Source organism: Kitasatospora sp. NPDC002227, from assembly GCF_040296285.1.
In the GTDB taxonomy this organism is placed as follows: Bacteria; Actinomycetota; Actinomycetes; order Streptomycetales; family Streptomycetaceae; genus Kitasatospora.
In genome coordinates this window covers 119,757-138,049 of record NZ_JBEOWY010000013.1, presented here as the reverse complement: position 1 = coordinate 138,049, position 18,293 = coordinate 119,757, and the positions used below count along the sequence as shown (strand labels likewise).

15 protein-coding genes are annotated in these 18,293 nt (G+C 73.0%); 11 read left to right on the top strand and 4 right to left on the bottom strand.

Annotated elements, in window-relative coordinates:
- Positions 1–5: 5 nt before the first annotated feature.
- Positions 6–353: a DUF397 domain-containing protein gene (locus ABT095_RS14890; protein ID WP_350529792.1), complete on the top strand. Its 348-nt coding sequence runs from the start codon at positions 6–8 to the stop codon at positions 351–353.
- Between the two features lie 96 nt (positions 354–449).
- On the opposite strand, the gene ABT095_RS14885 is transcribed toward ABT095_RS14890, so the two are convergent.
- The 4 genes from ABT095_RS14885 to ABT095_RS14870 all read right to left on the bottom strand — a co-directional run bounded on the left by ABT095_RS14885 (position 450) and on the right by ABT095_RS14870 (position 3,790).
- Positions 450–902 carry a hypothetical protein gene (locus tag ABT095_RS14885; protein WP_350529791.1) on the bottom strand — a complete coding sequence of 151 codons (453 nt, stop codon included), beginning with the start codon at positions 900–902 and terminating at the stop codon, positions 450–452.
- A 36-nt stretch (positions 903–938) separates the two neighbouring features.
- On the bottom strand, positions 939–2,297 hold the full coding sequence (locus tag ABT095_RS14880) for a hypothetical protein (protein WP_350529790.1): 1,359 nt from the start codon (positions 2,295–2,297) through the stop codon (positions 939–941).
- Entirely contained in the window at positions 2,294–2,824 is a 531-nt protein-coding gene (locus ABT095_RS14875; protein WP_350529789.1) for a hypothetical protein, read from the bottom strand. Before ABT095_RS14875 ends, ABT095_RS14880 begins: the two co-directional genes overlap by 4 nt.
- A 420-nt stretch (positions 2,825–3,244) precedes the next feature.
- Positions 3,245–3,790 (bottom strand): hypothetical protein, encoded by a 546-nt coding sequence (locus tag ABT095_RS14870; protein ID WP_350529788.1) that lies wholly within the window; start codon positions 3,788–3,790, stop codon positions 3,245–3,247.
- An 822-nt stretch (positions 3,791–4,612) separates the two neighbouring features.
- Between ABT095_RS14870 and ABT095_RS14865 the strand changes: the two genes are divergently transcribed.
- The 10 genes from ABT095_RS14865 to ABT095_RS14820 all read left to right on the top strand — a co-directional run bounded on the left by ABT095_RS14865 (position 4,613) and on the right by ABT095_RS14820 (position 18,292).
- Entirely contained in the window at positions 4,613–5,683 is a 1,071-nt protein-coding gene (locus ABT095_RS14865) for a hypothetical protein (protein ID WP_350529787.1), read from the top strand.
- Positions 5,683–6,009 (top strand): hypothetical protein, encoded by a 327-nt coding sequence (locus tag ABT095_RS14860; protein ID WP_350529786.1) that lies wholly within the window; start codon positions 5,683–5,685, stop codon positions 6,007–6,009. Before ABT095_RS14865 ends, ABT095_RS14860 begins: the two co-directional genes overlap by 1 nt.
- 110 nt (positions 6,010–6,119) lie before the next feature.
- On the top strand, positions 6,120–6,668 hold the full coding sequence (locus ABT095_RS14855) for a hypothetical protein (RefSeq protein WP_350529785.1): 549 nt from the start codon (positions 6,120–6,122) through the stop codon (positions 6,666–6,668).
- Positions 6,665–9,334 carry an ATP-binding protein gene (locus tag ABT095_RS14850; RefSeq protein ID WP_350529784.1) on the top strand — a complete coding sequence of 890 codons (2,670 nt, stop codon included), beginning with the start codon at positions 6,665–6,667 and terminating at the stop codon, positions 9,332–9,334. The genes ABT095_RS14855 and ABT095_RS14850 overlap by 4 nt, the downstream gene beginning before the upstream one ends.
- A complete protein-coding gene (locus tag ABT095_RS14845; protein WP_350529783.1) occupies positions 9,331–12,051 on the top strand; it encodes a hypothetical protein in 2,721 nt (906 codons plus the stop codon). The genes ABT095_RS14850 and ABT095_RS14845 overlap by 4 nt, the downstream gene beginning before the upstream one ends.
- Positions 12,048–13,178, top strand: coding sequence for a C40 family peptidase (locus tag ABT095_RS14840; protein WP_350529782.1), 1,131 nt, complete (start codon positions 12,048–12,050; stop codon positions 13,176–13,178). Before ABT095_RS14845 ends, ABT095_RS14840 begins: the two co-directional genes overlap by 4 nt.
- 22 nt (positions 13,179–13,200) lie before the next feature.
- Complete coding sequence (locus ABT095_RS14835; protein ID WP_350529781.1) at positions 13,201–13,836, top strand: hypothetical protein; 636 nt, start codon at positions 13,201–13,203, stop codon at positions 13,834–13,836.
- Entirely contained in the window at positions 13,833–16,781 is a 2,949-nt protein-coding gene (locus ABT095_RS14830) for a type IV secretory system conjugative DNA transfer family protein (RefSeq protein ID WP_350529780.1), read from the top strand. The genes ABT095_RS14835 and ABT095_RS14830 overlap by 4 nt, the downstream gene beginning before the upstream one ends.
- 67 nt (positions 16,782–16,848) lie before the next feature.
- Complete coding sequence (locus ABT095_RS14825; RefSeq protein ID WP_350529779.1) at positions 16,849–17,100, top strand: hypothetical protein; 252 nt, start codon at positions 16,849–16,851, stop codon at positions 17,098–17,100.
- Positions 17,101–17,284: 184 nt separating this feature from the next.
- Positions 17,285–18,292 carry a DNA-processing protein DprA gene (locus ABT095_RS14820; protein WP_350529778.1) on the top strand — a complete coding sequence of 336 codons (1,008 nt, stop codon included), beginning with the start codon at positions 17,285–17,287 and terminating at the stop codon, positions 18,290–18,292.
- The last annotated feature ends 1 nt before the right edge of the window (position 18,293 follow it).

The window sequence follows — 18,293 nt, the reverse complement described above, 5'->3', positions numbered from 1 at the left end:
CCGAGATGACCACTCCAGACTTCAGCAACGCCCGCTGGTTCAAGGCCCGCGCCTCGGAGTCCGCCCAAGGCTGCTTCGAGGTGGCCCACGAGGACGGCTACGTCGGTCTGCGCGACAGCAAGAACCTCCTGCTTGCCCCGCAGATCTACCCGGCGGACGTGTGGGCGAGCTGGCTCGACCAGCTCCGGAGCGGGGTGTTCACCGGCCACCGGATCCGGTTGGAGTTCATCGTCGGCGGAGTGGCCGTCTCGGACAGTGCGACGCCGACGGCCCAGGTGCACACCTTCACCGACCACGAGTTCCGCTGCTTCATGTCCGGGGTCCGGTGCCGGGAGTTCGACCTCGCCGCGTGATCAGCACAGCGATGGCCCGGAACGCTTCCCGCGTTCCGGGCCATCGCTGTATCCGTACGACGCGCCTCTGCTCGTACCGCACGGGGCAAGTCCCGCTCACCGGCCGACGCCCGCCCCAGCCGCGCCGGCCCGACTGACCGCCGGAGCACCCGGGCCAGACCGCAGGCGCACCACCGCCGCCCGGACGACCGCCGCCCTGGTGTCCCACGCCCACCGGGTGTAGGGGTGCTCCGGCCCGAAGGCCGCGGTGCTGTCCTCGACCAGCGTGGCGGCCCGCTGGGCGGCGGCGTCGATCCGCCCCTCGACCAGCGCGCGGCGACCGGCTTCGTACTCGATCCGGTACCACAGCGGCGGGACCGGCGGGTACGGCGGCCGGGGCGGTGGAGCGACCGTGCCCGGGGAGCGCGGCAGCGTCGGCTTCGGCGCGGCGTGCCGAGGCGCGGTGCGGCGCTTCCCGGCGGTGCCCAGCGCCACCGCGGTGGTGGCGACGACGGCCAGGGCCAGCAGGTACAGCAGGTCGGCGGCCGGCAGGCCGGTGGTGCAGCGCATGGGAGATCTCCGTGTTCGTGAGGGTGGGTCCGGTCGTCAGCGCCGGACGGCCTGGACTGCCTGCTGCACCGACTCGAGGCAGTCGTGGCACAGCGGGACGTCGGGCACCGGCCCGGTGCCGGGGCGTGCGCAGGTGGAGACGGCGCAGCGCCAGGTGGCCGTGCGCTGCTCCGGGACGCCCGGGTCGGTGGGCGGCTGCTGGGGGGTGGGGCGCTGCGCGGCGGCTTCGAGGGCGTCCGTGTCGGCTGCGATCCGGGCGGCGGCGCGGTCTGCCTCGCGCTCGGCGCGGGCGAAGTTGCAGGCGTTGCACTCCTGGCCGGTGGTGAGCAGGGTTCCGCGCTCGCAGTCGGGGCGCCGGCAGTCGTGGCCCATCTCCAGGACGGTGGCCAGGTAGGCGACGGGCCGCTTGATCCGGTACGGGTCGCCCTCGGGGAGTCGGGTCCGCTCGGGGCCCTGGGCGCGGAGCCAGCCGGCGTTGACGCGGGCCTGGATGTGCGGGAGGGCACGGCCGGTCTTCAGCAGGTCGCGGACCCGGTCGCGGATCATCTTCGGTGCCCGTCCCCGCTCCCAGAGGCCGAGCGAGTCGAGGAGGTCGTAGGCGTCCTGCTCGCCGGGGACCGGCCGGGGCGCGGTGGTGCGGGTGGTGCGGTGCTTCGGGGACTTCATCTGTCGGTTCGCGGCTTCGCCGCCCGGCGCGGATTCGGCTTGGGGCGTGGAGCCCGCGCGCGTGCCTGCGCGTGCGAAACCACCCGTCACCTGCCCTTCGGGCGTCCGGAAGGCGTCTCGAGAAGGGTTCTGGAGGGGGTTATAGACATTGAGCAGCGTGGGTGCTGCCAGGGTGGCAGCACCCACGCTGCCGGGGGTGGCAGCACCGGTGCTGCCACCCTCCGCCGTCCGGGCCCGGTTCTTCGCCTTGGTGCTGACGCCCTTGGGGACTCCGCCGGTCCGCTGGATTCCGGCCTCACGCTTGGCCTTCCGGCGCTCCGCGAGCCGGGCCTTCGCGACGTCGGCGGCCTTCACTCCCGGTGGCAGCGGGTCGACCCAGGCCGTGGTGCCCTGCCACATCACTCCGGCGTCGTGCAGGTGGTAGATGTTCGCGTCGTGGTGCTTGGGGAACCGCGGGTCCAGGCGCTCCTCCACGGTGACCATGCCGGCCACCTCCATCTCGTCCAGGGTGCGGTCGAGGGTGGCGAGGCTGACGCCGAGCTGCCGGGCGAGCTCGCGCCGGTAGGGGCGGCCCATGGCGGTGTTGCGGGCCTGGGTGTCGGCGTAGGTGACGAGGATGCAGTAGAGGGTGCGGGCGTTCGTGGAGTACCGCGGATCGCAGACCCAGACGGAGGCCACCATGCCGAAGGGCAGGTTGCCGCCGCGGCGCACTTCGGGGTTGAGGCTCATCGGGCGGCCGTCGCGGCGTGCTGACGGCGGGGCCGGCCGACGGGCGCTCGGAGCGCGGTACGGGCACGGGCGGCCAGGCCGGGCACGGGGTCGGCCGCGGGCAGCGAGGTGCAGCGGGCGCGGCGGTCGGCGGCGTGGACGTAGAAGACGAGGGCGCGGTGCTCGTCGCCGGTCAGGACGTTGAGGTGGGCGAGGACCTCCAGGGCCTCGATGGTGTGCGCGTGGGTCGTGCCGAAGCGGGCGGCCATGCCGTCGACGTGGGCCGTGGCCAGTCGGATCGCGTCGACCAGGCGGTGCTGCTCGACCGCGGCGGCGATCGAGGTCCGGGCGGCGGCCACCTCGGCCGGCGTCGGCGGTGCGGTGGTGGGTCGCTGCGGTGTCGGCGCGAGCCCCATGGTGGGTTCGGAGCCGGTGGTGGCCGCCCCCCTGGCGCCGGGCAGGAGGGCGCGGAGGAACTCGGCGAAGGAGCGGCGGCCCTCCCGGCGGTCCGGGCGCCGGCAGGTGTTCGGGGCGGACAGGTGGTGCATCCGGGACTCCTCGGTCGGCGGTGATCGTCGAGTGAGGAAACCCCGCAGCTCTAACCGGATTTCTGTCCGAGATCCGCCGGATTCGTAACGGATGGACAACGGCCGCCCGGTTAGAACGCGGTGAACCTAACCAGCTGCTCGGAGGGCGTCGTGCGACAGCGGGCCTGGACCGGGTGCCACAGAAGTCGGACCGGCGGCACTTCGGGTCAGCGAAGTTGGACTGCTGCGGTCAGCGGTCGGCCGGGCACGCGGTCCGAAGCCCCTGGGGCGGCTGCGCTGTCGCCGGGCGGTGCCGAGCGCAGCGGTCTGCCGGGCGGTGCCGAGCGCAGCGGTCTGCCGGGCGGTGCCGAGCGCAGCGGTCTGCCGGGCGGTGCCGAGCGCAGCGGTCTGCCGGGCGGCTGCCGGGGCTCGGGGCGGATCTCACCAGGCGGAGGACTCCGGGCGGCTGCGGGCAGGGTCGGCGCGCAGCTGGTCGAGCAGTTCCCGGGTGGTGACGTCCTGCCCGGGGACGTGCGGGCCGAGCAGCTGGCCGGCGGTCACCGCGGACAGCGAGAGCACCACGGCGGGCCCGAAGGTCGGGTCGATCCGTCGGGCCCGGGCGTGGGCGTCGCGGACAGCGGCGTCGGCGTCGGCGTCCTGCGGGAGCTGGCGGTCGGCTGCGGCCTGAGCCCAGGCTTGGAGAGCGTCTGCGGTCGGCGTCAGCAGTTCGGGGAAGCCGAGGTCGCGCCGCCAGGCCGTCACCTGCAGCAGCCGGTCCGCCCGGACCTTCGGTCCGCGCTGGCGGTGCCACAGCCGGCCGCCCGCCTCGGCGACCGCGCAGACGATGCCGACGCCGTGGTGCTCCGCCTCGCGGAGCAGGCGGGCGGTGGCGCGGAAGGGCCGCTCGTTGGAGTCGGGGTCCAGCCACAGCCGGATCAGCTCCGGCACGGTGGTGTCGGTCTGCGGGGTCAGGCCGGTGGTGTCCATGCCATGGTCCAACGATCGCGGCCGGTTCCGGTGTCGGCCCGGGCTGCCGGAGCCGCCCGGCGGCGTCCCGCAGGCCGCCCGGGTGCGGGGGTGTGCGGTGCGGACGGTTCGCCTCCGGCGGGTGCGGAGTGCGGGAGGTGCGGTGCGGAGTGCGTCCGCACACGCAGTCGAACAGGCCGCGCTGCCGGGCCGGGCTACGCACCCTCCGCCCGCTGCGTCGGCTTGCGCAGCGGGCGCTCCGGCGGGGAGTCCGGTGCGGTGCGGAGCCGATCGGGGTGCGCGGGGTGCCCTGCGGGCCGGAGGTGTGCGACGTATCCCTGAGCCCTGTGGCGGGACGGCGCACGACCGGATCGAGGCGGCGTCCGGGTTCCTCACAGCGGACTGCGTGCGGCTTCGCAGTACTTGGCCAGGGCTGAGGGCCGCTGTCGGTGAAGGTCAGCCCCGCCCGTCGGTTGTTGCGGAGAGTGACTGACCTCGGCCGCGCGAGGAGCTGGTTAGTTTGCCGCCCTCCGCCTGGATGCCCGGTTAGTTTCGTCGGGCGGGCCGGTTAGAACCGCGCGGGCCTGGTTAGTTTCGCTCCCGGTGGCCTCCGGTGGACCGGTTAGTTTCGCCCCGGCGGCGCCGGCGGGCTGGTTAGTTTGCCCTCCGCGCCCGGCCCGCCCCGGGCGCGAACCTTTCCATTGCAGGTCAGAGCGGGTTTTCAAACTAACCAGCACCCGTTGTCCATCCGTTACGAATCCGGCGGATCTTGGACAGAAAACCGGTTAGAGCCGCGGGGTTTCCTCCGATCGACAGCACTCGTCGATCGTCTGAGAGGCCCCGATGTCCTTGTCCCCCTCGCGCCGCAGCGCCCCGGAACCACGGGGCGAGCAGCTCTCCCCGCCGGCGGAGCACCTGCGGAGCCGGCAGCGCCGTACGCGGATCGCCCGCTACGCGCTGTGGGCGTCGCTGGCGTGCGGTCCGCTCGCTCTGGCGGCGGCCGTCACCATCCCGCAGGCGCTGGCGCAGCCCGTCGCCGCGGCTTCCGCACCCCCCGTCAACGTCATCCAGCCGCCGATCGGGTACGCCGAACTCTTCATCGACCTGTGGCTGCGTGGCGATGCGCAGTCGGCCTCCGGCAGCGACTCGCTGCGGGCCATGGCCCCGGGCGTCGACCTCCCCGCCCCCGCCGACGGCTCCCGTCTCTCGGTGCAGCGGGTGGTCGCGGTGCGGAGCTCCGCCATGGGCGGACACACCTGGCTGGTGACCGTTGCGGCCACCCTTGCGGGCACTGCGCAGCGCCCCGCACCCGCCGATACGCAGTCCACGCAGTCCCCTGCGGGGGCTACGCAGCCGGCCGGCCCGCTGGTCGTCCGGTACTTCGCGGTGCCCGTGTCGATGACGCGGGGCCCGGCGAGCGGCGGCTCCCCCGACGCGCTGGCGGTGACGTCCGCGCCGGCTCAGGTCGCCGGCCCTGCCTCGCTGTCGGGATCGGACGTGGAGCCGTACGGCACCCAGGTCGGCAGCGGCCCGCTGCAGCAGGCGGTGGCCGAGTACCTCACCGCCTACCTGACCGGTGTCGGGGAGAGCGCCCGGTACGTGACGCCGGGCGTGCGGATCCCGGCCGCCGGAGCGGTCTATTCGAAGGTCGAGCTCCAGTCGCTCGCCGCGCGCACCCCCGTGCCGCCCTCTCCGGTGGACGGCGCGGTGCTGGAGGTCCAGGCCCAGGTGCGCGCCACCGACGGTGCGGGGCAGTGGCCCCTGACTTACCCGCTGCGGCTCAAGGCGCGAGCCGGCCGCTGGGAGGTGGCCGCCGTCGCTCCGGCCGGCTCCCCCTCCTCCTCCTCCTCTTCTTCTCCTTCCTCTTCTTCTCCGTCGCCGTCGGCGTCGGCTTCCGCCACGGGGGTGCGGTGATGGGTCCTACCAACAACGTGATGCTGGCCGGCGCCTTCAAGAACATGGGCGACAGCTGGGTGACGACGCTCCTGGACTGGACGGCCAAGGGCCTGATGATCGCCCTCGTGCTGATCTGCCTGGTCCAGGTGATCCGCAAGATGTCGATCAAGGCGGGCATCGGCGCGGTGATCGGCCTGGTGATCTGCTGGGCGATCTTCTCCGGCCGCTACCAGCTCAGCTCGATGTTCGGGTCTGAGTTCAAGGACCCGGGCACCCAGCAGAGCAGCCCGATCGACGTCCAGGGCGCCCCGGCGCTGCCGAGGGTCTTCACGGGGCAGCTGTGAGCACCGCCGCGCGGCCGAAGGTCGGCCGGAGCTATACCCGCGCCCGCCGCCACCCGTGGGTTCTCGGGCGGCTTGGGGACTTCCGACTGCCGATGGGCCCCTACACGCCCATGCAGCTGGGGATCGCCGCGGTCGGCTCCTTCACCTTGATCAAGACCGCCGCCTGGTGGGCTCCGACGCTGGGGCCGGTCCCGGTGATCGTGTGGGCGGTGGCGATCTGGGCTGCGCGGCACCCCCGGATCGGTGGCCGCTCCCCCGGTCCCGCCCTGCTCGACGCCTTCGCCCTGGCAGTCGCCCCGCGGTCGGGCCGGATCGGCGGCCGGGCGGTCAGGCCCCTGCCGGAGCAGTGGCTGCACGGCAGCTTCGGCATCGAGGAGGCCGAGCCCGCCGACCAGACCGCACCCGCACCGGCGCCGGCCGCCACGAGGGCCACGGCGACGAAGCCGGGCCGAGCGGCCGGCAACTCCCGTCCCGCACCGGCGGCGGCCCGGCCCCGGCCGAGGCCCGTGGCGGCGAAGACCGGCACCCGGCCGGCACGTACGGCGCAGCCGAGAAGCGCGCCCGGGCCGGCGCCGACCGCCCTCGAGCTCCTGCTCGCCCAGGCCGCGAGCAACCCCCCACAGACCAGTACGGCACGGAAGGCAGGAACGAAGCGATGAGGGTGGCGATCAGGCACATCCACGGCCACCTGGTGTGGTCGACCGGCGGCAACGTCTGGGCGTTCTGGCGGGTCACGCCGATCGGCAGCCGGTACGCGGGAGCTCTGGAGCGCGAGGAGATCCTCAGCCGGGTCACCTCCCTGGTGCGCTCGATGCTCGGCACCGCGCGGATCTACTCGCTGTGCGCGGCGATCGACCCGGGCGAGATCGCCCTGCGGATCAAGGACGGCGTCGACGAGTTCCGCTACGAGGGAGCGGCGGAGACCGCGGATGCGGCGCTGGAGATGGTGCGCGGCCGGGAGATGCACCGCCGCACCCTGTGGCTGGCGATCCCGCTGGTGCCGTCCGACCGCAGCGCGCAGCTCGCCGCGTTCGCGAACTCCGCCTTCACCCAGGTCGGCGAAGCGGTCGGCCAGGAGGCGCCGCCGGTGACCCGGGAGGAGGCCCGGTCCTACCTCGCGCAGGCCGAGCAGGTCGAGGCGTCTCTCGGCGGCGGCCTGACGATCCGCAAGGCCCGGCCGGCGGAGGTCGTCTGGATTCACCAGCACTCCGTCTACCGGGGCGTGGCCGAGCCGCCGCTGCTGCTGGAGGCCGAGCAGTCCGACCTTCGGGGCAGCCGCCTGCTGCACGGCGTGCTGCGCAGCCCCTCCTACGCGGACCTGGGACAGGTCCGGCTGCAGGAGGGCGGCCAGCCCGGGGGTGCGGGGCGCACCGGCGGGTGGCGCTCGATGTTCAAGAAGACCGTCGACGGGTCCGCCCTCAACCGGCTCTGGCTCGAGGTCGAGACCGAGGACGGGACCGGCTACCAGGCGCACCTCGCGCTGGCCGAGATCCCCAAGACGGTGGCCGCGCACGCCGCCGACGTCCTGGCCCAGCTGGAGCAGCTGGACTACCCCGTGGACGCGGTGGTGGACCTGGACGTGATCGAGGGCGCGAAGGCCCGCCAGCAGATCAGCAAGAAGAAGAGGGAGCTGATCGACCAGGCCGAGCAGTACTCCTCCCACCCCGAGGGCGCGCCGGACTCGCTGTTCGGGTCGGCGGAGGAGCTCGGTGAGGAGGAGAGCCTCCTCGCGCTGACCTCGGTGGAGTGCGAGGTGCGGTCGGTGACGGCGCTGTCGGTGTGGGCCGGTAACCCGCGCGAGTGCGACCGTCGGGCCCGGGAGCTGCGCTCGCAGCTGGCCGGCGCGAACTACCGGGCGGTGCGGACCCGCGGCGGCCAGGCCCGCCTGTTCGAGTTCGGCCTGCCCGGCGCAGCGCCCGTCGGCCGGCTCAAGGAGTTCACCCAGTTCCAGTTGAGCGAGGGGTGGGCGATGGGCGGCGCCCTGACGGGCGGCGACATCGGCGACGAGAGCGGTCCGATGATCGGCATCAGCCAGGACACCGGGACGGTGCGGCCGGTGCTGGTGGACCTGGCGTCCGCGCCGCAGCGCAACGCCAGCGCCTCGCTCGGCGTGATCGGTGACCTCGGCAGTGGGAAGTCCGTGTTGCTCAAGCTGCTGACGATCGGTCTGGTGGACCGCGGCGATCGGGCGATCGTGGTGGACCGCACGCCGCTGCGGGAGTGGGCGCGGTTCGCCCACCACGCCGCCCCGGGCCGGTGCCAGGTGATCGACGCGGCCGAGGCCCGGCTGTCGCTGGACCCGCTGCGGGTCCTGCCGGCCGGCACCGGGGAGCACGCCGCCTTCTCCTACCTGACGTTGCAGCTCGGGGTCGGCCCGATGTCGGTCGCCGGGTCGGTGCTGAACCGCGCGGTGAAGGCGGCGGCGCAGTCGGCCCGTCCGTCGATGGCCCGGGTGCTGGAGGAGCTCGCGGTGATGGCCGAGGAGTCCAGCCCCCGTGGCCAGGAGGCGGCCGGTGTCCTGGACATGCTGCGGATCGTGGCGGAGGCCCCGCTCGCCAGGCTCGTGTTCGACGAGAGCCTGCCCGCGCTGTCGCTGTCCGGCGACCTGGACGCGGACCTGGTCGTCTTCACCACCGCCGGCCTGACCCTGCCCCCCAAGGAAGCGCTCGGCAACCCCGACATCCTGCGGGCGCAGCCGCTGGAGGCGCTGATCGGCCGGGCGGTGCTGTACCTGATCGCGGCGGTGGCCCGGCAGACGGCGTTCACCGAGGTCGACCGGTTCGCGGCGCTGGTGATGGACGAGTGCTACTGGCTGACCTCCAGTCACGAGGGTCACGCCCTGGTCAGCGAGGTCGTCCACGACGGCCGCAAGCACTGGGCGGGTGTCCTGCTGGGCGGTCACGACGCGGACGATCTCGGCGACGAGACGGTACGCGGTCTGCTCACCTACAAGTTCCTCGCGCGCACCAGCGACCCGGTCCTGGCACGCAAGGGCTTGGAGTTTCTGGGCCACCCGGCGGACGAGCAGACGGTCCGCACCGTCACCTCCGGCTTGTCGCCGGTCGGTCAGAAGGGGCGCGAGGGCGAGATGTTGCTGCGCGACCCGGCCCGCCAGATCGGCCGCATCCGCGTCATCGCGCCCCCGGTCAAGCGGATCCACGACGGGATCTTCACCACCCCGACGAAGGTCGGCGCAGCGCCCCAGCCGGCGTCCGGCCCGGCTTCCGCGCAGTACCAGGGGGCCGGAGCGCCGGCCCCGCAGCGGGGCCGCAGCCGACTGGCCAAGCGTCCCGCCGCCCCCCGCACCGGGGCAGGTGTCCGATGAAGAAGCTGACGAGCAACCGCCGGGTGGCCGCCGCGATCCGGTGCGCGCGGGCGGTACGCGAGTGGGGCCGGGTCATGTGGCCGGGCCGCCGGACCGTCCTGCTGACGGTCGGCATGGTGTTCCTGTTCGTCCTGGGCGGCGCCAACGCGGCATCCGCCGCGGACGGCACCGAGCCGGGCGGGCTGTTGGCGCCGCTCAACGTCATGAGCTCCGAGGGCGCGCCCCTGGACAACTACGACCTCAAGAGCGAGAACGGCGGCGTGACCGACTTCCGGTCGCACGTCTGCAACCTGCTGATGGGGGCTCTGTTCTCGCTGGTCCGCCTGCTGGTGGGCCTGATGTGCGTGATGATCAAGTGGGTCTACCAGTTCCCGATCGTCAGCTCCCTCACCAGCACTGCGGACAAGCTCTCGAGCCGGTACTTCCTCGTGGCCGGCAACGACCTGAACCTGCACGCCCTGTTCCTCGCCGGCGGCTTCGCCATCGGGCTGATCTGGGTCATGCGGGGCAAGTTCGCGAAGGGCTTCGGCGAGATCGCCCTCACCCTGACGCTCAGCGCGGTGGTGGTGCTGCCGGCCTTCACCCCGAAGGCGATCCTCGGGCCGGAGGGCCCGCTGGCTCAGACGCAGTCCGCCGCACGCGAGGCCGCCCAGATGACCTCGAACGTCAACGGCGTCGAACCCGGCTGCACCAGCGACAAGGACAAGGACGACCCGAGCTGCCCGATCCGGATGACCTTGACGAAGACGCTCGTGGTCCAGCCCTACCAGTTGCTCCAGTACGGCGTCATCGCCGATCCGAACAGCGAGAACCCGCGGGTGCGCGAGCTCGCCGACATCCACAAGCGGTACATCCACGGCGAGATCAAGGGCGTCAAGGGTGACGATCAGCCGGGCTGCATCTCCTGGCTGCCGGGCAGCGAACCCATGTGCCAGTCCACCAGCAGCTGGGACGAGCTGAAGAAGGAGCTGCAGAAGCACGGGGACGAAGGGAAGGCGGCCTACAACTACAGCGTCAACTCCAACTGGGACCGCGTTTTCGGCGCACTTCTCGTGCTGGTCGCGACCCTGCTGATCGCCGCGGTCGTCCTGATGATGTGTCTGGTCCACCTCGGCACGCAGTTCGCGGACGTCGGCGCGGCCACCGTCACACCGGTGGCCCTGATGTGGGGCATGCTCCCCGGCGCCAACAGGGCGGTGGTGTGGAAGTGGCTGGGCGTGTTCCTGGCCTCGGTCACCACGGAGTTCGCCGTCTCGGTGATGCTGCCCGCGTTCGGTCTGAGCACCGACGCCGTGCTGACCTCCCAGGAGGGCACGGTCATGGTGCAGCGGATGATGCTCATGGTCGGCCTGGCCCTGGTCGTCCTGGTGTTCCACCGCCGTCTGCTCGCCGCGGCCGGCCAGATCGGCGAGAAGTTCGCCCGCCGGATGCGGTACGCCAGGATCGGCGGCTCTTCCGGCCTCGGCGACGACAGCTCCCGACTGGGCCTGGCCATGTCGCAGGCCATGTCCGGGATGGGTGTCGGCCAGGGCGGCGGCGGCTCCGGCGGCGGTGGCGGGATCGGCGGGGTGGGCATGCTCGGCGCCCAGTCCCCGGCCCACGCCGCGCTGCTGCGCCGCGCCCAGATCCACTCCGGCCTCGCCTCGCTGGCCGACCCGGGTCTCGGCCCGATGAACGCCGCGGGCATGGCGGCCGGTGCGCTCGGCGAGGTGCGCCGCGGGATGGCACACCTGGCCCTTCCGCTGAACATGGCGCACCACGCCGTGGTGGGCAACCCGCTGCCCGACCATGTGATGGCCAAGCGCCGCAAGCCCGTCAACGACGGCAGCGGCCACCTGGTGCTCGACCACGCGACCGGCGAGATCCTGCACGACCCGTCGCGGCCCACCCCGGTCGGGCACCTGCTGCACAACAAGCTGCTGGAGACGCGAGCCGGTCGGCTGGCCATCCGCGGCGGCCAGGCCGTGCGGCTGGGCTACGACCTGAGCGCCGGCCTGCCGGCGACCTGGACGCGGGCCCGGCGCACGGTGGCCAACGGATCGACGGCCGTCCAGGAGCAACTGCGGCACTACAACGAGGAGAGGGCGCAGCACGTTGCCGACTGGCGGGCCGGTGCTCACGACATGGGCACTCCGGTGCGGGAGCCGTACAACGCGGCGTACCACGCCTACCGGACCTGGTCGGACGTCCACGGCCCGGAGGACGTCGTCGCCTCCGCCCGCAACGGGGTGATCGCCGGCCTGATCCATGCGACCACCGTGGTGCCCGGCGGCGACGGGCTGCCCGACCCGGACCGCCCGAGCGTGGTGCGGACCGTCCGACCCGGCGAGGGCAGCTTCGACCCGGAGGACCTGCCCGCTCCGGCCGGGACCGACCTGGGGGGCTCGCCGAGTCCGTGGGAGGACGCGCCTGCCAGCGAGTTCCGTGCCGGATCGGACGCCGACATCGCCGCGGCCCTGGGCCCGGAGGCGTTCCGCGACGGTGCCGAGGTGGCGGGTGACGGGACGGTGTACGACCCGTCCACCGGTGAGGTGCTGTCCGCACCGGCACCCCTGTCTCCGGCGGCCCCTCCGGTTCCGGACGCCGGTGACGCGGCGGCGGAGGTCCGGCGGCGCTTCAGCCGGACGTCCAACACCGCCGACGACATGGTCTGGGACGGCATGGACGACGGCGAGCCCGGCGGGCTGGATCTCCCCGACCTCGGGGGCCTGCTGTGATCCGCATCAGGCGGCCGAAGTGGGTCCGCAAGATCGGCTGCCTGGGCGTGCTGGGCGTGGTCGCGCTCGGTGCGGTCGGCGGGCTCGGGATGCTCGACATGGAGGCCAACCAGGGCTCCGACCCGGTCACCGTCCCGGTGGGGACGGTGGTCGGGGTGCCGCAGCGGATGATGGACGCCTACGTGCGGGCGGTGGCAGCGATGCCCACGCTCTCCCCTTCCTGCAAGGGGCTGGACTGGCAGCTGCTCGCGGCACTGGCGCAGGTCGAGTCCACCCAGGCCGCCGGGCACACCATCGCCGACGACGGCATGATCAGCCCGCCGATCGTCGGGCCGATCCTGGACGGCAGCGGGGCCGGCGGCAACACCACCCCCGTCCGGGACACCGACGGCGGCAAGTGGGACGGCAACTCGACCTACGACGCCGCGGTGGGACCGCTCCAATTCCTCCCGAGCACCTTCGCCGGCTACGCCGACAAGGTGCGCCCGGGCGGCGGCGCCAACCCCAACAACATCGACGACGAAGCCATGGCCGCGGCCTTGTACCTGTGCGGCAACGGCCGGGACCTGACCGACCCCTCCCAGCTGAACGCAGCGATCTACCAGTACAACGCGTCGATGGCCTACGTCGACGAGGTCCTGCACTGGCGGCAGCAGTTCGCCAGCCTGGGCACCTCGACCGGCGGCGGAGGCCCCGTCTCCGAGCGGGTGCAGCGGGTGATCGACGCCGCGCGCAGCCAGACCGGGGTGCCGTACTCCTGGGGCGGCGGCAACGAGCAGGGCAAGAGCACCGGGGTCTGCTGCTCCGAGGGTGGGCAGGACGGTCGGCTGGTCGTGGGCTTCGACTGCAGTGGGCTGATGCTCTACAGCTTTGCGCAGGTCGGGGTGCACCTGCCGCGGGTGGCCGCCGACCAGGCGAACGTCGGCACGCGGATTCCGGCGTCGGCCGGCGTCTCGGCCCTGCAGCCGGGCGACATGGTCTTCTTCGGCAACAGCCGCGGCATCTACCACGTCGGCCTCTATATAGGGGGCGGGCGGATGATCAACGCGCCCAAGCCGGGAGACAGCGTCAAGGAAGCGGCCGTATGGCCTTACGACTACGCGGGCGGGGCCCGTGTCCTCTCCTGAAGGAACAAGGAATTACATGTCCATGTCATCTCGCGTGCTGGTTCCCGCCGCCTGCTCCGCCCTGCTGCTGGCGCTCGCCCTGACCCTCCTCTCCCCCGGCACCGAACCGGCACCGTCCGGCCACCGCACACCGGCCGCCACCGCGACGGCCACCGCCGCCGAGCAGCCGGTGCCCGAGGCCACCCCCGGCGCCGGCCTCCCCCCGGCACCGGCCGCCGCCCCCACCGTCGCGGCGACCGCGTCCTCCCCGACGCCGACCGCGGCGGCGACGGCGAGCGCGATGCCGTCGGGAGCCCCGGCCGCCGCCGACGGCCCCGCCGCGGACCCGGCGATCGAGGCCGCCTTCGTCCGGGACCACCCCGGCAACCTGCCGAGCGCCGACGCCGCCGTCGTCCGCACGCTCGCCCAGGAAGTGTGGACCGCCGAGACCACGGGCGCCGACCGGGCGAAGTGGCCGCAGTACTTCCCGCCCACCCCTGTCCCGCTGCGCCCCTACACCCAGGTCCGCGTGCAGGCCGTCACCGCCCGCACCGACGGCGATCGCGTCCGCGTGGAACTGCTGTGGGCCGGAGCCGACCCCTCCGGCGACTTCCAGGCCAGCCGGCCCGGAGTCCTCTATCTCACCCGCACCGCCACCGGCTGGGAGCCGACCCGATGAGCACCCCGATCCCTCACCCCGCCACCGGCGGCTCGCACGCGCCCGCCGGCCAGGACGGCAGCTTCGGCGCGGCTCTGCTCAACGCGGGCTCCGACGCGCTGGACTGGCTGACCGGCGCCGCCTCCTGGATCGGCGCCAACTCGTTCTGGCTGATCCCGCTGGCCGTCCTGCTCGCCGTCGCGGCGGCCGTCGTCCACCACCGGCTGACCGCCAAGGCCCTGGCCGACCGCACCCGCTACATCCTGACCCCGAGCACCAGGTTCAACCCAACCCCCGAAGAGCTGCACCGCTACGCCACCACCCTGCTGCGGGTCGCGAAGGCCGGCCCGTGGTGGGCGCCCGGGGCCGGCCGGTCCGCCCGGATCCGGCTACGGGCCGACGGCAGCGTGCCGCTGGAGTTCTCGGTGGAGGGCCCCGCCGCCGCCGATCACCTGATGAAGATCACCCAGTACGAGGAGGTGACCGTCACCAAGGCCCCGCTCCCCGAGGACAACGAGCGGGAGCACGTCGTGCGGGCGGAGTTCGTCCTGCGCGGCCACGCCGCCCGGGCGCTGCGCGACGTCCCGATGGACCCGGACCCGCTTCAGGGCCTGGTCGACGCGGTCGCCGACCTCAGCACCGAGGCCGGCGACCTCGCCGAGATCTGCCTGGACATCCAGGCCGTCCCCCGGCTGCGGCTGATGCTCAAGCGCTTCCAGATGGTCAACGAGGCCCGGGAGCAGCGCCGGGAGGAGAACAAGAAGGAGGCGCGGCGGGCGGCGGCGGACGCCGCCGAGCTCGAGGACTCCTGGCGCCACCAGCTCACCCAGCTTCTGGAGCCGGGCCAGCAGAGCGTGCGGCGATCGGCCCCGCCCTCGCCGCGCGGGCGCGGCGTGGACCGTGCGCAGGTGCTGGGCCGGCTTGGCGGCAGTCGCCGCAGCCTGGTGCGGGTGCAGCTGCTGGTGCGCGTCGCCTCGGACAAGGAGGACCGGGCCGAGCTGCGTCTGGCCCGGCTCGCCGCAGCGTTGGATGTTTTCGGGGAGGGCAACGTCTGGAGCGAGGAGGCGAGCGCCTTCGCCAAGTGGCGGATCACCGCGAACAGCCGGGGCCGGCGCAAGCCGTTCGACCAGCGGTGGGCGAACGCCCGGGTGCGCCCGCGGAAGGAGAACTGGGTCGGTATCGGCGAGTTGAACGGCCTGCTCAAGCCGGTCACCGCCCACTGCCGGCTCCCGGTGCTGGCCTCCGAGGTGCCCACCTATGTGCTGGGCAGCGACCTGGTCCCGCACGGCATCCTGCGCTCCCCCGACGGGCGCAGCCGGATCGCGGCAAGCCCGGAGGCGGAGTACCTGTTCTCTGTGGCGGTCGGCCGGGCCGGCTTCGGCAAGACCGAGCAGGCCGAGGTCCGCGCCTTGGCGCTGGCCGCCGCGGGCCGGTCCGTCTTCTTCATCGACCCGCACGGCGACTCCTGGGCGAAGGTTCGCGAGTACCTGGCCCACGACTCGCTGCGCAAGCGGGTGTGCCACCTCGACCTGACTGGCCGGGGCGGGATGTCGGGCCTGGTGCCGACGTGGAATCCGCTGGGGATGGAACACGGGCAGGTCGCCCACGAGGTGGTGCGGGCCTTCGTCGACGGGATGGCTGCGTCGATGGCGTGGGACGACAGCAAGACCCCGCGCGGTCTGACGCTGTTGACGAAGGCGTGCGAGGCGCTGGTGGCGTACAACGCGGCGCTGGTCACGATCAAGGTTCCGAAGAGCAGGGCCACGGACGAGGCGGCCATCAAGGCCCACGCCGAAGCCCTGGCCAAGGCACAGAAGCAGTCCAGGTCCAACGCCCAGGCTCAAGCCACGATCTTCCAGATCCCGACGCTGCTGGAGGACGGCTTCTTCCGCAACTGGATCATCTCCCACCTGCCGGAGCAGCAGGCCCGCTGGTGGAGGACCACGTTCACCACCATCGACCCGTCGGCGTACGGCGTGATCATCAACCCGATCACCCGGCTCGCTGCGCAGCCGGTGAGCCGGGCGTTCCTCGGATCGCCGGTCAGCGGCTACAACGCCCGCAAGGCGATGGACGCCCGCAGGCTCGTGTGGATCTGCCCGGCCGGGACGGGCCCGAGCGACAAGCTGCTGCTGGCGTTGCTGTTCCAGGACCTGTTCCGCGCCGGCCGCTCCCGGGAGAACCTCGCGGAGGACAAGCGCCGCCCGGTGCACATCTTCGCGGACGAGCTGATCAGTCTCGACAAGGCGGTCGGCGGCGTGCTGGCCGACATCGCTGAGCAGCTGCGGAAGTTCGGCGTCCGGCTGCACGTCATGACCCAGCTGCTCCAGCGCGTCGGGCAGACGACCCGGGACAGCCTGCTGCAGAACGCCTCGGCGATCAGCTCGACGGCCGGCTCGCAGGGGGCGATCCGGATCGTGGCCGACGAGTGGCACGGCAAGGTCGACCCGATCCTGATGGCCGAGCTGCCCCGGTACCACTACTACGCCACGATGATGGTCGACGGTCAGCAGGTCGGACCGCTTCGCTTGGAGGGGATGCAGGTCAAGCGCGTCTTCAAGGACCTGCTGGCGCGCGAGCACGTCACCGAGCTCGCCGGGTCGGCCGCCCGGGCCGCGGGTGGGCGCACCCGCACGGTGCTGCTGCGCCGCGCCGGCTACCACCAGGGCGTCGTCGCGTACTTCGCGCAGCACAGCAAGATGCCGACGGGGGACGCGCTCAAGGCGATCCAGAAGGCCGCGACCGCGAAAACACCGCCCGAGGACAAGAAGCCCGAGGACAAGAAGGGCGCCGAGCAGCCCGCCACCGGGGTCGACCTGCGCAAGACCGGCCAGACGCCCGCCGCTGCGCCGGGGCAGTCCGCGCAGCCGACGCCCCACTCGTCCTCCGCTCCCCGTACGGAGCCCGATCCCGGTCCGGACCCGGGCGAGGGCACACCGGGAACGCACTCGTCCCGGTTGGGCTAGACCGCTGCGGTGTCTGCCACGGGCTCCGCAGCCCTCCCGGAATTGCGACACAGGAAGGATCTTGATCATGGCTGATTCCCTCGCCGGCGCCCCACTTCAGCAGGCCAGACTGGACGGGCTGCCGCTCGGGCCGGACTTCACCTGGTGGCCTGGCCAGCAAGCCGGAGGTTGCGGCGGCTGCGGTCACGTCCAGCACGGGCTGAGCACCGAGGAGGAGGCCCGCGACTATCAGGACGGCCACCTTGACGTGTGCGTTCCCACGTTGGCAGGCCGGGAGTTGTGGAACCGGGCAGTGCTGACGCTCTCGGTGCCGACCTGACCCGGCACTTATCTCCTTCCCCGCCTCCTGCTCCGGTGGACAGCCGGAGCGGAGGCGGGGAAGCCGCCGACCAGGCGGTGCAATGACTGGAGCACTGTGGGTGGGGTGCGCCATCATGGCAGCAGGCCCAGGTGTCACTGCACTGCCCTTCGAACAGCTACGGGCCGCAAGTAGAAGGATGATCATGAATTCCTCTGTGCCCGCTTCTCCCTCGAAGCAGGGGCTGCTGCCCAACCAGCTTCCCGAGGCGCACCTTGGGCTGCTTTCGCTCTGCGCCCTCCGTCTCGGCGACAAGTCGGTGGACTGGAGCCTGCTCGCCCGCGGCGCCGAGAGCCCCGAGGGCCTCTGGACGATGTTCGAGGGCAACCTGCGTGAGCAGTCCGAGGTGGCGCACAAGAGCCTCCCCCTGCTGCGGGCCGCGCTCGCCCATCTGCCCGAGGCCCGTGAGCGCGTCGCCGCCGAGCTGGAGAGCGCGGCGGCGGCCGGCGCGCGGATCGTCACCGTGCTGGACGATGCCTACCCCGCCAATCTGCGCGCCGTCCCCGACCGGCCGCCGTTCCTCTTCTACCTGGGCGAACTGGCCGACGCGGACCACCGCTCGGTCGCCGTCGTCGGTACCCGCGGCGCCACCGAGGACGGCCTGAGCCGGGCGAAGCGGATGTCGAAAGAGCTGGTAGCCGCCGACGTTGCCGTGTTCTCCGGCCTGGCACTCGGGATCGACACCGCCGCGCACACCGCCGCGTTGGACGCGGGTGGCCGGACAGTCGCCGTGCTCGGCCACGGCATCGCCTCGAAGGTCTACCCGGCGGCCAACGAGACACTGGCCAAGCGGATCGTCCACTCCGGTGGCGCGGTGTTCTCGCAGTTCTGGCCCCAGTCCCGGCCGGCGACGTGGACCTTCCCCAGGCGCAACGTGGTCACCTCCGGCAGTGCCTTGGGCAGCATCGTGATCGAGGCATCCCGGACCTCCGGCGCGAAGATGCAGGCCCGGATCGCCTCCGAGCACGGCAAGCACGTCTTCCTCCTGCGCTCGCTGGTCGCGCAGGAGACCTGGGCCGCCAAGATGGTGGCCGACGGCCGGGCCGTCGAGGTCTCCACGGTGGACGACGTCCTCGGACGGCTCGGCTCGGCTCCCGTCCAGCAGGTGGAACCCGAGGAGCCGTTCGAGCAGCTCACCATCGGCGACCTGTAGC